The sequence below is a fragment of the Buttiauxella sp. BIGb0471 genome (genome assembly GCF_024807715.1).
Taxonomy (GTDB): domain Bacteria; phylum Pseudomonadota; class Gammaproteobacteria; order Enterobacterales; family Enterobacteriaceae; genus Buttiauxella; species Buttiauxella agrestis.
This window is the reverse complement of record NZ_JANUEU010000002.1, coordinates 1-14,372: the sequence shown is the minus strand read 5'-3', so window position 1 is coordinate 14,372 and position 14,372 is coordinate 1. Positions and strand designations below refer to the sequence as shown.

Here is a 14,372-nt window from a genome sequence, read left to right as displayed (position 1 = left end):
TTTTATGTGCGTCACAATCTAGTGGATTTCCATTAATTATTAACGCCGGACAACTATCATTATGCACAGAAACTCATTACTATCACTCGCATCTGTTTATGCAAAAAATTGATATAATCCTGAGAGGGAAATGTGGAACTTAATCAGCTGAGATGTTTCATTGCCGTGGCCGAAGAACTGCACTTTGGGCATGCTGCACAAAAGCTGGATATGCTCCCCTCGGCATTAGGTCGATACATCAAATTGCTGGAAGAAGATCTTGGCACACGGTTACTATCGCGCTCTACACGTAACGTTTCTCTAACGGCTCACGGGGCTTTATTCCTTGGTGATGCAAAAGAAATTGTCGCCAAAGCCGATCAACTCCAACAGCGTTTTAAGAAGCTGGCGCGGCAAAACTCTGGGCGTTTGCGCATAGGTGCTATCGATAGTGCAACTATCAATTTGGTCCCGCATGTCCTGCATATTTTCCGTGAGAGATGGCCTGAAGTTGACATCCAGATTGTGGAAGATAAGTCATCAAAGTTGCTGCCAAAATTAAAGTCGGGTCGTCTGGATTTAATCTTTATCCGCCCGACAGATCAAATGGATGATGTTCTGGAAAACCAATTCCTTTTTTATGAAGATGTTGTGTTGGCAATATCGGATAAACATCGCCTTGCTCAATGCGGTGAAATAGTTGTCAGCGATCTAGAAAATGTGCCGATGATCGTACCCGAAAGACGAGTTCGGCCACATAGTTATGATTTAACATTAGACCTATTTGATAACGCCAGTTTTAAACCGCGACTAGTTCAAATTGCAGATGAGAAACAAACCATTATTAATATGGTTGCCGCGGAATTAGGTGCAGCCATTATGCCCAAGTGGGTAACCAGGATGTCTGCGTTAAATGTAAAATTTATACCGCTGGCGAAGGAATATATTAATATCAGGCAAAAACTGCCCTTGTCTGCGGTATGGGTAAAAGATTCACGTGATGAGACTCGCGATAATATGATGGCAGTTGTCATGCAGGAATTAGAGGTTATTTCTCAGCAATACTAAAACAGCGCCATTAACCAGGCGCTGTTTTGCCCACATTTACGCCAAAGAGTTTTTCAACTCCCTACGTTTGCGGTTAATCTCAATAGATAACGTAAGCAATGCCGAAACCACCAGCATCCCCGCAACACAATAGAGCGCCAGTGAAAAATCGCCCGTGGTCTCTTTCAACCAGCCAATCACCGCTGGCCCAGCAAAACCACCTAAGTTGCCGATAGAATTTATTGCTGCAAGTCCTGCGGCAGCGGCAGGGCCGTTAAGGAATAGCGACGGAATACTCCACAGCGGTGGCTTGCAAGAGGAGATACCAATATTCGCCAAAATCAGGGCAAATATAGCCAGCGGCAACGAATGAACTGAACCGGCAAGAATAAACCCAACACACGCTAATAAACAGGCGCTAACGACGTGCCAGGTTCTTTCTTTAGTTTTATCAGAATGCTTCGCCCACAGGATCATCGCAACCACTGAAAGCGCTGCCGGAATCGCATTCACAAAACCAATTTGAAATGTGCTTAAGCCAAACGATTTTATAAACTGCGGCGACCAAATATTGAGTGAGTACAAACCTGCCGAGGTTCCGAAATAGACAACGGCCAGCGTTAACACGCGCGCATCAGTCAGCCCTTTCCAGATGCTGGTTTTTGCCTGATGGCCCTGCCCGCTGCGTTCTTGCGCAAGCGTAGTGATAAGCCATTCCGTCTCTTTTTGAGAGAGCCAGCGATTCTTTTCAGGCCTATCGTTTAAATAAAAAAGGGTGAAAACACCCAATATAATGGCAGCGACGGCGTCAATCAGGAACATTAATTGCCAGCCTTTCAAACCCAATGCGCCATGTAAACTCAAAATAGTCCCAGCAAGCGGCGAACCCAACATTGCCGATATTGGCGCCGCCGCCATGAAAAATGCGATAACTTGTGCACGACGCTTAACAGGAAACCAGGTACTTAAATAGAGAATAATCCCTGAGAAAAAGCCCGCCTCTGCAACGCCCAGCAGAAAACGCAAAATGTAGAACCCAGTTGCGGTTTCTACAAACATCATACAGGCAGCAATCGCCCCCCAACTCACCATAATACGAGCCAGCCAAATCCGTGGCCCCACTTTTTGCAAAATAATATTAGAGGGAATATCAGTAAGAAAATAACCTATAAAAAACATGCCCGCGCCAATACCAAATACCGTTGAAGAAAATCCCAAATCTTGATTCATGGTTAACGCTGCAAAACCAATATTAATTCGATCAAAGAAAGCAATGAAATAGGCAAACATGACAAACGGGACAATTCGCCAGGTTATTTTTTTGAGGGTAAGATGTTCTATTGAATGAGTCATAGCATATTTCCATTATTTTAATAAATAATCGGCCGCCTGTTGTTATCGTTCGAAATAGCATCAGGCCAGTCATTGAAATATGCGCTGTCGTTCAGGATGAGTCATCAAGTCGTGATTATATAAAAAAATGCAATAATGTTCTCAAGGGAAAAGTTTCGTTAAAAAAACGTGACAGATCATGTAGCTAGCGGGCTAGACACAAAAGGAACATGGGCACTGCGTTAAAAGCCAGTATGAATGTATGGAGATTAAGTGGGGAACTGAAAATGGTATTTGTGATGTGCTTCAAATATCAGGCATTTACTCGATGACTAAGAACGGCTACCTGAATCGGTAACCGTTTCACTTTCAGGAAGACTTCGAATGAGAAGCCCGGTAAGCGCTATTTTGTCGGTTTGCACTTTTTGAAAGTAACCATACAAGAATCGACGACAAACACAGTAACGCGGCGACAAAGAGCAGCCCGCCCGTAAAACTTCCAGTGTGTTCTTTTATAACACCAATCATTACCGGCCCAACAAACCCACCCAGATTGCCGATAGAATTTATGGTGGCAATCCCCGCCGCTGCCGCAGATCCTGATAAGAACATCGTCGGCATACTCCACAGTGGCGGCTTGGAGGCACTGATACCCACGTTAACCAGAGTTAAGGCGATAATTGCTGTCACTACGGTGGTAACCATACCAGCATAAATCAACCCTACTGCCGCCAGCATACAAGCACCGATAATATGCCAGGTGCGCTCCACTTTTTTATCGGAATGCCTTGCCCAAAGTACCATTGCAACTACGGCAATAATAGCTGGGATAGCGTTTAATAAGCCGACCTGCAAGGAACTCATGCCAAATGCTTTTATTATCTGTGGTGACCAAATCCCCAGAGTATATAAACCGGCAGAAGTCCCGAAATAAACGAGTGATAAGGCAATAACGCGTTTATCTGCCAGCCCTTTCCAGACGCTCACGTGAGAGGAACCCGCTTTGGTATTTTGTTCGGCAGCAAGTGTCTGCATAAGCCAGTCACGTTCTTCATCAGTTAACCACTTTGCTTTAGCAGGGCGATCGGTGAGCCAGAACAACACCACACAGCCCAAAATCACTGCGGGAATCGCCTCCAGCACAAACATCCATTTCCAGCCCGACCAACCAAGAAAGCCGTGTAATTCAAGCAATGCTCCGGAAATGGGTGAACCCAGAGCTGTCGATAGCGGTGCCGCAGCCATGAAGATAGCCGTCACTTGAGCGCGGCGTTTCATGGGGAACCAAAAGCTTAAATACAGAATAATACCAGGGAAAAATCCAGCTTCCGCTACACCCAACAAGAATCGTAAAATATAGAAACTTGTCGTGCCCTGAACAAAAGCCATTCCCCCAGAAACCAGTCCCCATGTAATCATGACGCGAGCAATCCAGATCCTGGCTCCCACTTTATTGAGAATTAGATTAGACGGAACCTCAAACAAAAAATAACCGAGGAAAAATATCCCCGCACCGATACCAAAAACAGTGGGTGAAAAACCTAATTCCTGATTCATTGTTAATGCCGCAAAGCCAATATTTACTCTATCCAGAAAAGCAATAAAATAGAGCAGCATGATAAAGGGAATAATGCGAAGCGTTATTTTTCGCAGTACCCGTGTTTCGAGTTCTGTAGACATAAGAGGAGATCCTCTGTGCGGTTTGTAGGGTGGTAAGATTATTATTAGCGTTACAGGAATTGATTATGATTGTTTATTTTTAGTTATCATCCAGGTTTGATTATATAAAATATTGATATAATCAAACTTCAAGAAAAACTCTGGTTAATCAAAGGTATTTAGAGGGGAACAAAAAAGGAGGACTCTGTAGAGCAATTAATGAATACTGAATTAGATGAATTATTGCAACTATTTATTCGTTCAACATAAAACATACCTGCACGGCATGAGCATCATGCAGGATGTTTCTTACTAAAACAAAAAACTACGCGCTAAGCGCACCCCACACCAAATTGCCTTTATGGAACGTGGCGGTACGAGGCGAAATACGCGCCACCGCTTCGGCAGAACATGAAGCATCCACCAGCACAAAGCTCGCGTCATCCTGCGCTTTTGGCCATACGCGCTCGCCTTTGTCGTTCAGCGGCAGCACGTTGCCGGTGGCAATCGCAAGGGATCGTGAAAGATTCAGCTCGCTCACCCTCATATAAAGTTGCGCATACAAGTTAGCTTTTTCCAGCATGTCGCCCAGGCCATACGGCGACCAGTGGTCAATCACGCTGTCGGTGCCGGTCATCACAAACACACCTTTGTCTTGTAACTGTTTGAGCGGCATATGCAGGGTGCCAATCGGCACCGTAGAGGCGATGGTGATTTGCTGTGCCGCCATGCGCGTGGCGATGGCATTCACTTCTTGTTCATTCATCATCGCCAGAGCAAACGCGTGACTGATAGTGACTTTACCTTTCAGCTCCGGGGTTTTCTCCACCGTTTCAACCATATAGTTCACCGCCGCGATCCCGGCTGGGCTGGTTTCATGTAGGTGAATATCCACACCTTTTTTGAAGTCGATGGCTATCTGGAACATGGTATCTAAGGATTTTTCCATCGCGCCATCGACGTTCGTCGGGTCAAGCCCGCCGACGTAGTGAGCGCCCGCTTGCATTGCATCGCGCATCAACGCAACGGAGTTCGAGTGCAGCAAACCGTGCTGCGGAAACGCGACGATTTCACAGCTAAAACCAGACTTACGGCGTTCCAGAACTGCTTGCAGATTCTCGAGGTTTTTCAGCCCGGAAACCGGCTCCACGTTGCAATGGCTGCGGGCGATAGTCGAGCCTTTCGACTGAATCAAATCAATCAGCTTTTCGGCACGTTCCTGCGTGACCGGTTGCAGCTCTGGCAGCAGTTTTTGCTCCAGGGCAATCATGTCGAGAATGGTGGTTCCCGCCGGGCGGTTATGTACGCGCCACGGGCCGCCGTAGAAGGTTTTATCGAGATGAATATGCATATCGCGCATCGCTGGCAGCAACAGTTTCCCGGAGGCATCGTAATGGGCGAGCGTGGCGTCCGGGTGTTGTTTATTTGCGAGCAATGCCGCAATTTTGCCGTCTTTAATTTCCAGCGTTTTCAGCTCAGTTTGCGTGCCGACAATCGTCTGCCCGTCGCGTGCAAAACCGGCTTCTAGCAACACGTTATCGAGATAGTAATGGGATTCTTTGATGGCGCTCATACGATTGTCCGTTTCACAGGCGATGGAAGCTGGTTTAGCAGCATACGCCATCGAACCGGTCGCGCCAAAGAGCGCACAAGCCGCCGCCACTTTGCCACCGCCGCTCAGAAATTCACGGCGGCTTTTTTCTGCATTATTCATCGAGTTCTCCCACTCTTAATCATTAACAATATGGGTGCCAGTTTCGCCGCGCAGTGCGGCGGGTAATTTTTCAGGGGTAGTGATAATCACGCGTTTGCCGCCGTTGCGCAGGAACGCAAGGCTGGCAGTAATTTTTGGCAGCATACTGCCCGGCGGGAAATGCCCTTCTTCGCTAAAACGCGCCATTTGTTCGACGGTGACTTCATCGAGCGCACGTTGCTCAGGCTTGCCAAAGTGAATACACACTTTCTCCACACCAGTGGTAATCACCAGAATGTCAGCATTCACTTCGCGAGCCAGCAGCGCGGTGGAAAGATCTTTATCGATAACCGCATCCACACTCTGGTAGTCGCCCTGCTCGCTGCGAACTACCGGAATCCCGCCGCCGCCTGCGCCAATCACCACAAAACCTTGTTTGATTAACGCGCTGATGGCATCGGCTTCGACAATACGTTTAGGTTCCGGCGAGGCCACCACGCGGCGGTATCCGCGCCCGGAGTCTTCAACAAATCGCCATTCCGGGTGCGCGACTTTCAGCGCTTCGCACTGCTGTGCGCTAAAGAACGCGCCAATCGGCTTGGTTGGATGGATAAAGTTAGGATCGTTTTTATCCACTTCCACCTGGGTAATCACGGTCACGGCTTTTTTATCGCCGCATTTTCCGAGGCGGTTATTGAGCGCCTGCTGAATCAGATAGCCGATGCCGCCCTGGGTATCTGCCACGCAGTTTGCCAGCGGCGTGAGCGGCAAGCCCTCTTTCTCATGGGCGATTTCCGCCCGGCGTAAATCAAGGCCGACCTGCGGGCCGTTACCGTGAGTCAGCACGATGTCGTAGTCCGACGAGAGCATTTCCAGCACCGTTTCGGCGACTTCTTTTACCGCGATTTGCTGATGTTCCACTGACTGGCTGGCGTTATCTTTGATGATGCTGTTGCCGCCAATCGCCACTACGACGAGTTGTTTCATTGTTTTTATCCTTGTAGGGTACGGACGCCCTCACCCCGGCCCTCTCCCCCAGGAGAGGGAGAAAACCGGACAATCCCCTCTCCCTGGGGAGAGGGTTAGGGTAAGGGGGAGTATTAAACGGACGTCACAACCTCAGAAGCCGCTTCACGACGGTCGAGTACATGCTTCACCACAAACATCGCGCCCATCATCAAATAAGCGGTCACGAACATCAGCGAACTGCCCTGCGCAAAGCCGACCATCGGCGCATGAATCACGCCAAACAGCGCCAGCAACGCACCGACTACGGCTGCAACTGCACCGCGTAACGGTTTGTTGATAATCGCGAAAATTGCCACGCAACCCCACAACATGCTGGCAAGCGGTGCGCCATTCCCCAGATGCACCAGGCCTTGATAAAACACGCCTTTATGCGCCAGCGCTTCCGGGCCGATTTTCGCAGCCGTTGTGCCCGCTGCGGCCATCACACTATTCACCATGGTCAGCGCCCAGTTGGCTATCCATGGGAACAGGCAGATGAAGATAACCGGCACCTCTATTTTCGGCGTTTCCCGCACCACCTGGTTTGCCGTCACCACGCCGATAAACACCAGAATCGGCACAATCGCGGTCATCGGAATAATGGCGAGCATGAACGCCCCAAGGCCAAACAGCGGCACGATAAACATGGTGACGCCAGACGCCAGCGTGTAACCGATACTCGCGCCCATCGCCTTCCAACCCGCATGACCGACGTACACCGTGACCGGGAACGGGTTCCCCATCAGGCAACCGAGCGTTGAGGCAAGGCCGTTGGTCAGCATCACTTTACGCGTGTTGTATTCATCACCCGCTGCGTGTGCGCTTTCGATGTTTTCCAGGTCGAAAATGTAGTTCGCCAACCCCAACGGAACCGCCGAGGCCAGGTAAGGCAGCGCGTGCGGCAAGCCTTGCAGGAAGCTATCAACATGAATTGATGGCGGGTTAAAACCGAACGAGGACATCGACGCTTTGATGGCTTCCGGGCTTTGCAGTCCAGAAATCCACGCCAGTGCCGTACCCGCAACCAGCAGCAATAAGCCGGTTGGAATGCGCGCAAACATCGGTTTTTTACCAAACCAGTTGATGAAGATAAGCAGCAGCACAATGAAGGAAACCGTCGGCGCTTCAAATGCCTGAAGCATCGGGTTCATCGCCAGCAGCAACAAACCTAAACCCGACAAACACGACAGCAGCACGGTGCGCGGGATCATCTTGCGGATGGTTTCGCCGAGGAACGAACCGCCCACCAGAATCATCGCTTCAACAAAACACCACACCAGGCCAATCTGAATCGCAAACTCAGCGTCGCCGGTTTGCTGGTAGACCGGCATCAATACCAAAAACGTCACGGTAAAGATGGACGGCGCACTTGGTCCGGAAGGCAGTGCGGTCACATCTTTGCGCCCTGTCTCTTTTGCCAGTTGCAGGCCGAACCACGCGTAGCAAATACTCGCCACCAGCACCGCCAACCCGAAGGCTGGCGCAATGCGCCCGTAAACAATCTCCGTCGGAATACCCACCACAAAAATGAGTAACCCCATCATGGTCAGCAAGTTAGTCAGGTTATTGGTCATCAACCCGAAATATGCCGCCCAGTCACCGCGTTTCCACTCAAGCTTAACGTTTGTCATCGGGGTATCCCTCAGAAAGAGTAACGCTCACCAAAGGCGAGCAGAGCCTTCTCAAAACATTCAAACGGCGGATGCACAATCCCGGCGCCAATCATGCCGATGCCCGCATCTTTGTGGGCAATGGCGGTGTTGATCACCGGCAAAATGCCGCTGTCGCCGACGCGCGTGATGTCGATGGCGGTCGGGATCCCCATAAACGACAGCAGCGGAATGGTGACGTTCGGGTTTTCACCGAGCGTGATTTCGCGCATCTGGCGTGAGAAATCAATCGCTTCGTCCACGGTACCGCCCACCAGCGCGACAATCGCCGGAGCCGTTGCCATCGCAAAACCGCCAATACCGTAGGTTTCCGTAATCGCGCTGTCGCCAATATCCAGGCCGGAATCTGCCGGTTTGTAACCGGCAAACATCGGGCCGATGACCTGCTGCGCCGGGCCGGTAAACCACTGCCCCGGCAGGCCGCTGACGCGCAGGCCAAACTCCACGCCGTTACGCGCCATGGTGGTAACGACGGTGCTGTATTCGATGCCGTGCGCCGCGTCCATTGCCGCTTTGCACATCGCCATCCACGTTGGGCCGGAGAAGTAGTCGCTGCTGGCGACAAAATCGAACACTTCTTTTTGCTGCGCGACGGTGAAGTGGGTCTGAATAATCCACGGCGTCAGCGCCTGAATCAGCAACGTGGTGCCAGCGTTGTTGCGGTTGTGGCACTCGTCGCCCATATGCAGCGCCTGCGCCAGCATCAAACGTAAATCAATTTCGCCTGCGAGCTTCATCGCATCACGCAGCATTGGGCCGAGCACATCGCGCATCCAGACAAGGCGGTCGATCACGCTCTGGTCGTTAGCGCCCATGCGCAGGATTTTCGCCATCTGCTCGCTGAGGTTGGTATAGGCGCGGTTGCCGTAGGTTTTGTTTTCGACGATATGCATAAACATCGAGGCTGATGTCACGCCCGCCATCGAACCCACACAGTCGTGCTCGTGGCATGGCGAGAAGATGATTTCGCCGGAAGCGGCAAGCTGTGCGGCTTCGTCAATATTCGCCGCCAGCCCTTCAAACACCAGCGCCCCGGTGACAGCACCTTTCATCGCGCCGCACATATTTTCCCAGGCAACAGGCGGCCCGGCGTGCAGAATGGTGTTGCGCGTCATGCCCGGCACCACGTTAATCGCCTGGTCGTAACCCACCAGAACAGGCTGCGATTGAATAATGCGCTCAACGGCCAGTTTATTGGCAGCGGCGACTTTTTCGGCAAGCTCTGGGGCGGCAATCGCATCCAGTGCGTTCACCACAGCCAGATTGCCCTGCCCCGGCGGCGTCCAGTCCAGTTGCGTCACGGGAACGCTCTGCTTTTTCAAATCATCGCTAAACATCGCAATGCCGACGTTAATCACGTTCAGCGGTTGGTTAAACAGACTCATTGTGCTTTCTCCTTGCAGACAAACTCACGCGCCAGCAGCCCGGTGTTGGTGCTGCTGCTTGCCCAAATCACCCCGGCATCGGTCAACATCTGGCACTGCGCTTCAAGCGACGGCGTGTCCAAATCGGTGCCGAGCACGTAGCCCAGAATTTCCAGGTTGCGCGAGTCGCGGGCGGCAATGGCTTTGGCTTCTTTGATGGCGTCGAGCATCACGCCAACCGGGTTTTCGTGCGAGCCGTAGCCCAGCACAAAATCCATCACGATCACGCCGACTTCCTGATCACGCGCTTCCTGCAACAGGCGGCTGATACGGTTGGTCGGGTCAATCATTGGGTGCGGTTTGCCGTTGGTGAAATCGTCGTCACCGAAATCGAGGAAGGTGTGTGCGATGCTGACATTCACGTCTTTGAGGCGGTATTCAGGATTCGGCTGGATATTGCTGTAGACGTCCGGGTATTTTTCCAGCGCTGCAAACATCGCTTCGTCACACAGCGTGCCGCCACAGAACAGCGCACGAATGTATTTCTGCTCAGGCTTCAGGCGAGCACGCACTTCTTCGATTAGCGGCCAGTTGAGTGGATGCAAATCCAGCGACTCTTTCTTGATACCGGTCAGCAGCACGGCTTTCAGCGCCGCTTCTTTAGTGGCACGGGCAAACTGCAACCCCGGTTCGTCGGCACGTATTTCGCCGTTACCGAGGAAGCAAACCACGACGGGTTTGCGGCAAGCCTGCGCGCGTTCCAGCACTTTACGCGCCACGGTTTCAGCAGGCGGTTTAGAAACCAGCACAATCACTTCGGTTTGTGCGTCATCTTCCAGCATCTGGATTGCATCGAGCATCATGATGCCGCCGATTTTCTCGCTTAAATCACGCCCGCCAGTCCCGATAAGCTGGGAAATACCGCCGCCAAATTCGTGAATGCGCACGCTTAATTCCTGGCTACCGGTGCCGGATGCGCCAACAATTCCAATTGAGCCACGGTGTACCGCGTTACCAAAGCACAGCGCTGCGCCGTTAATAATTGCAGTGCCGCAGTCCGGGCCCATCATCAGCAACCCTTTGCTGTGGGCGAGTTGCTTGAGTGCCAGTTCGTCATCAAGAGAAACGTTGTCGGAAAACAGCATCACGTTCAGGTTGTTTTCCAACGCCTGACGCGCTTCACGGGCCGCGAAAGCGCCGTTGACGGAAATCACCGCAAGGTTAGTTTCCGGGATATTGTTATGTGCGCTGGCAAGGGTTGCGTAACGCGCTTCGTGGCGTGAATTGCCGCTGTCTTTGCGGGTGAACAGACCTTCAATAGCTTCAAGCGTGGCGTCGTTCGCCGTATCGCTCGCGCCTTTGATAACAATCATCAGGTCGCCATTTTTCGCCTGTTCCAGTTCGTCATTTAACAACCCGAGGTTTTTTAACACCCCTTTGTTCATTTCGGTCGCCATCGCGACAAACGCCTGTTCAACGCCGTCAAGCTGGTTAGCTTTGGTTGAAATGGACATCAGTGAGACCGAATCAAAATAGGTGTTCTTTTTAATTACAATCCTGGTCGACATAATTTCCTCCGTTAATTTTGGTCAAAGCGAAAGCGTCCGCCATGCCGCAAAGCATGTCGCACCCCGAACTTGATCCTATTTTTTTAATTTCATTTATAAATGGATGAATATTTTCTAAATCACCCACCAGTATCTGATGAATAAAATCATAAATACTTTCGCGATAACGCTGATTAATCGCTTCGCGCAGCGTAATTGCACTTAATAATGTGGTTTTATGCTTACCCGCTTCCAGCGTAGATTTAAATATTTCGCGATACTTCACTGCCGGATGCCCGGCTATAAATAAAACCGCACTTAACCCGGCGAGATAATCATCCCCGGTAGGGGTTAAGCCAATGCCTAAACCCAATAAACCATTAATTTCATTTTTAATCGCACTGCCATTACCTGCGCGTAATGCTGAAATTAGCTCCCGGCGATGGTGCTGAAGCTGGCGACTCATTTCCTGATAAAAAATGTTGTCACCGCAAAAATAAAATAATGACGAACTTTGCTCGACCGATGCCTGGATAATTCGGGCAAGGCTTTCCCAGTCGGTCTGGTTTATTTGTTGTTGCGTGATAACCAGCGCATCAGGTTGCCAGCGAATGCAACTTGAGAAATCAATACGTTTATCGGTGCCAATCTCGATGCCACTGTGTTTAAAACTCACCTGTTCACCAGGCTTAAAAATAGTCAGGCAATGCTCAAGGGCTAAACGGCAGCTGTTGGGTGCGTTATCACAGTCAGCACTGAGCAGGGTTAAAATCTGTTCTTTTTCAGGGAGGTGAATATTCACCGCTCTGGAAAACACCTGCTCGATATAACCGACTGTATCGACTTGTAATTCTGGCGCATAAAACGCGCTGTCTGCCGTTTTTGCCTGGAGGCACTGCCGCAGCTGATATCCGGCGATAGTGCATCTCCTGTGTTTTAAGCTCCGGCTTTGACCAGCAACTCGGCAATCTCGTGATACCCTTTTTCGCGTGCCAGCGTCAGCGGCGATTTACCGTATTTATCGGTCATATGCGGGTTAGCACCGTGGTCGAGCAGCAGTTTGACAATCTCCTGCTGTTTCGCCCCGCCGTCGTTCAGCACGATGGCTTCGAGTAGCGGCGTCCAGCCAACGAAATTGGTGTGGTTGACGTTAATATCGGTCTGCGTCACCAATTCGCGAACAATTTCGACATGGCCTTTTTCGCTCGCCGGAGTAATACCCACGCCACCAAAACGGGATAAACAATTTAGATCGGGATTTGCCGGTAATATCAGGCGTAATAATGTCAGATCGTTATTCAGGCAACTGAGTAAGAAAGGGTTAAAACAGGTTTGATCTTGCTTATTAACGTCGGCTCCGGCCTTAATTAAATATTCCACACAGTCATATTTTTTGTGCAGGCTGGCGAGAGTAATTGCAGTGCGACCCTGGCGATTGGTGGCGTTAATATCCGCGCCATCACTGAGGCATTGTTTTAGATTTTCCAGATGCCCAAGTTCTGCTGCATTTAGAAATTCTGCAATGAGTTCTTTCTGAGACATATCCATACTCCCATACTTTGCTATTTCCGATGAATTGAGAATAGCAACACTGTCGACGCTTTAACATCCGTTTAAAAATCATTCATCGTTAATGACAGCATTGTTGAATAGTATTCAACAATGTGAGAAAAATGTGGGTCAGCGCAATATTTTACCTATGATAGAACCGCTTTCAGCAGACTTTAGTACCCACTGGCGAGCATGCCACGAGGCCTTGCGGAACGCGGGGGAAATGGGATTCAAGAAGTGTGATACTCTTCAAATCACTTGTAACGGTAGTGTTAAATATGGTTCAAGGCAAAGTCGGGGATCATAAGGAATACAAATACATTCAACAATAGCGTCGAATGGCGTTACGGTTGGTTATGGGAGTTGTAGGGTGGATAAGCCGCAGGCGTCATCCACCAAAAAACATCACCGAAAGGACAGACAGGAGCGGCACATGAATTCTATTTTTACCGAAGAGAACCTGCTGGCCTTCACCACCACGGCGCGGCTTTCAAGTTTTAGTAAGGCTGCTGTCGAACTGGGGATCACCACCTCTGCCGTTAGCTACACCATCAAAAGAATCGAGACGTATCTCGATGTGGTGCTGTTTGTGCGCAACACACGCAGCATCGAATTGACCGAATCTGGCTACTACTTCTATCGCAAAGCGACCGAACTGCTGAACGACTTCCATGCCATTAAACGAGGCGTGGATACCATCTCGCAAGGCATTGAAGTGAAAGTACGTATCTGTATCAATCAGCTGCTTTACACGCCGCGCCATACCGCGAAGCTCCTGCAAATCCTCAAAAAACAGTTCCCCACCTGCCTGATAACCGTCACCACCGAGGTGTATAACGGCGTGTGGGACGCCATTATTAATAACCAGGCCAATATCGCGATTGGTGCGCCGGATACGCTGCTCGACGGCGGCGGTATTGATTACACCGAAATTGGCGCGATTCGCTGGGAATTTGCCATCGCCCCAACGCACCCACTGGCGTTTATGCCAGAGCCAATTTCCGAGAGCCAACTGCGCCTGTATCCCAACATCATGGTGGAAGACACGGCGCTGACGCTGAATAAAAAAGTGGGATGGTTGCTGCACGGGCAGGAAGCGATTCTGGTGCCGGATTTCAACACCAAATGTCAGTGTCAGATTTTGGGCGAAGGCGTCGGTTTTTTGCCGGATTACATGGTGCGCGAGGCCCAGGAAAGCGGCCTGCTGGTAACGCGCCAGATTAACAACCCGCGCCAGGATTCGCGCATGCTGTTAGCAACCCAACACGCCGCCACCGGGCAGGTCACGCAGTGGATTAAAAAACAGTTCGCCGCAGGTGGGTTGCTGGCTGAAATTTATGGGGACTTGTTGGTTCGGGGTTAAGCCCCAGCCACGCTTCGCAGTGTACTGACCCCATTCAGTTGGACAGTTAAACACAAGGCTCATCGGTCTGAGTTCGATATTCAATTGGACTCAGACCTTTTAATTTCAGGCTAATTCTTCTGCTGTTGTAGTATTCAATATATTCGGTCACAGCATCTT

The 14,372-nt window shown here is 50.5% G+C and carries 12 protein-coding genes; 2 read left to right on the top strand and 10 right to left on the bottom strand.

All coding sequences use genetic code 11. The features are described 5' to 3' along the window. Nucleotides 1-132: 132 nt before the first annotated feature. A complete protein-coding gene (locus tag M2371_RS06575) occupies nucleotides 133-1,047 on the top strand; it encodes a LysR family transcriptional regulator (protein WP_034493892.1) in 915 nt (304 codons plus the stop codon). Between the two features lie 36 nt (nucleotides 1,048-1,083). On the opposite strand, the gene M2371_RS06570 is transcribed toward M2371_RS06575, so the two are convergent. The 9 genes from M2371_RS06570 to M2371_RS06530 all read right to left on the bottom strand — a co-directional run bounded on the left by M2371_RS06570 (nucleotide 1,084) and on the right by M2371_RS06530 (nucleotide 12,841). Continuing rightward, entirely contained in the window at nucleotides 1,084-2,379 is a 1,296-nt protein-coding gene (locus M2371_RS06570) for an MFS transporter (RefSeq protein ID WP_034493891.1), read from the bottom strand. Between the two features lie 348 nt (nucleotides 2,380-2,727). After that, complete coding sequence (locus M2371_RS06565) at nucleotides 2,728-4,038, bottom strand: MFS transporter (protein WP_034493889.1); 1,311 nt, start codon at nucleotides 4,036-4,038, stop codon at nucleotides 2,728-2,730. A 304-nt stretch (nucleotides 4,039-4,342) separates the two neighbouring features. After that, nucleotides 4,343-5,731 carry an amidohydrolase family protein gene (locus tag M2371_RS06560; protein ID WP_259267290.1) on the bottom strand — a complete coding sequence of 463 codons (1,389 nt, stop codon included), beginning with the start codon at nucleotides 5,729-5,731 and terminating at the stop codon, nucleotides 4,343-4,345. A gap of 15 nt (nucleotides 5,732-5,746) precedes the next feature. After that, entirely contained in the window at nucleotides 5,747-6,697 is a 951-nt protein-coding gene (locus tag M2371_RS06555) for a carbamate kinase family protein (protein ID WP_259267289.1), read from the bottom strand. Nucleotides 6,698-6,810: 113 nt separating this feature from the next. Beyond that, entirely contained in the window at nucleotides 6,811-8,349 is a 1,539-nt protein-coding gene (locus tag M2371_RS06550; RefSeq protein ID WP_115630287.1) for a xanthine permease, read from the bottom strand. Nucleotides 8,350-8,360: 11 nt separating this feature from the next. Then, a complete protein-coding gene (locus M2371_RS06545) occupies nucleotides 8,361-9,773 on the bottom strand; it encodes a DUF1116 domain-containing protein (protein ID WP_259267288.1) in 1,413 nt (470 codons plus the stop codon). Further along, on the bottom strand, nucleotides 9,770-11,320 hold the full coding sequence (fdrA, locus tag M2371_RS06540; protein ID WP_259267287.1) for an acyl-CoA synthetase FdrA: 1,551 nt from the start codon (nucleotides 11,318-11,320) through the stop codon (nucleotides 9,770-9,772). The genes M2371_RS06545 and fdrA overlap by 4 nt, the downstream gene beginning before the upstream one ends. Beyond that, nucleotides 11,298-12,101, bottom strand: a complete 804-nt coding sequence (locus tag M2371_RS06535; RefSeq protein WP_259267286.1) for a DUF2877 domain-containing protein — start codon at nucleotides 12,099-12,101, stop codon at nucleotides 11,298-11,300. The genes fdrA and M2371_RS06535 overlap by 23 nt, the downstream gene beginning before the upstream one ends. A 134-nt stretch (nucleotides 12,102-12,235) precedes the next feature. Continuing rightward, on the bottom strand, nucleotides 12,236-12,841 hold the full coding sequence (locus M2371_RS06530) for an ankyrin repeat domain-containing protein (protein ID WP_034493879.1): 606 nt from the start codon (nucleotides 12,839-12,841) through the stop codon (nucleotides 12,236-12,238). Nucleotides 12,842-13,283: 442 nt separating this feature from the next. On the opposite strand from M2371_RS06530, the gene M2371_RS06525 reads away from it, so the two are divergent. Further along, a complete protein-coding gene (locus tag M2371_RS06525) occupies nucleotides 13,284-14,213 on the top strand; it encodes a LysR substrate-binding domain-containing protein (protein ID WP_034493878.1) in 930 nt (309 codons plus the stop codon). A 46-nt stretch (nucleotides 14,214-14,259) separates the two neighbouring features. On the opposite strand, the gene M2371_RS06520 is transcribed toward M2371_RS06525, so the two are convergent. Then, nucleotides 14,260-14,372, bottom strand: a 113-nt coding sequence (locus tag M2371_RS06520) for an IS3 family transposase (protein ID WP_259267693.1), incomplete at its 5' end; no start/stop codon positions are given.

Coding starts and splice junctions, on each gene's coding strand:
- M2371_RS06565 (WP_034493889.1), bottom strand. CDS start 4,038: ATGTCTACAGAACTCGAAACACGGGTACTGCGAAAAATAACGCTTCGC.
- fdrA (WP_259267287.1), bottom strand. CDS start 11,320: ATGTCGACCAGGATTGTAATTAAAAAGAACACCTATTTTGATTCGGTC.
- M2371_RS06555 (WP_259267289.1), bottom strand. CDS start 6,697: ATGAAACAACTCGTCGTAGTGGCGATTGGCGGCAACAGCATCATCAAA.
- M2371_RS06545 (WP_259267288.1), bottom strand. CDS start 9,773: ATGAGTCTGTTTAACCAACCGCTGAACGTGATTAACGTCGGCATTGCG.
- M2371_RS06525 (WP_034493878.1), top strand. CDS start 13,284: ATGAATTCTATTTTTACCGAAGAGAACCTGCTGGCCTTCACCACCACG.
- M2371_RS06550 (WP_115630287.1), bottom strand. CDS start 8,349: ATGACAAACGTTAAGCTTGAGTGGAAACGCGGTGACTGGGCGGCATAT.
- M2371_RS06570 (WP_034493891.1), bottom strand. CDS start 2,379: ATGACTCATTCAATAGAACATCTTACCCTCAAAAAAATAACCTGGCGA.
- M2371_RS06560 (WP_259267290.1), bottom strand. CDS start 5,731: ATGAATAATGCAGAAAAAAGCCGCCGTGAATTTCTGAGCGGCGGTGGC.
- M2371_RS06530 (WP_034493879.1), bottom strand. CDS start 12,841: ATGTCTCAGAAAGAACTCATTGCAGAATTTCTAAATGCAGCAGAACTT.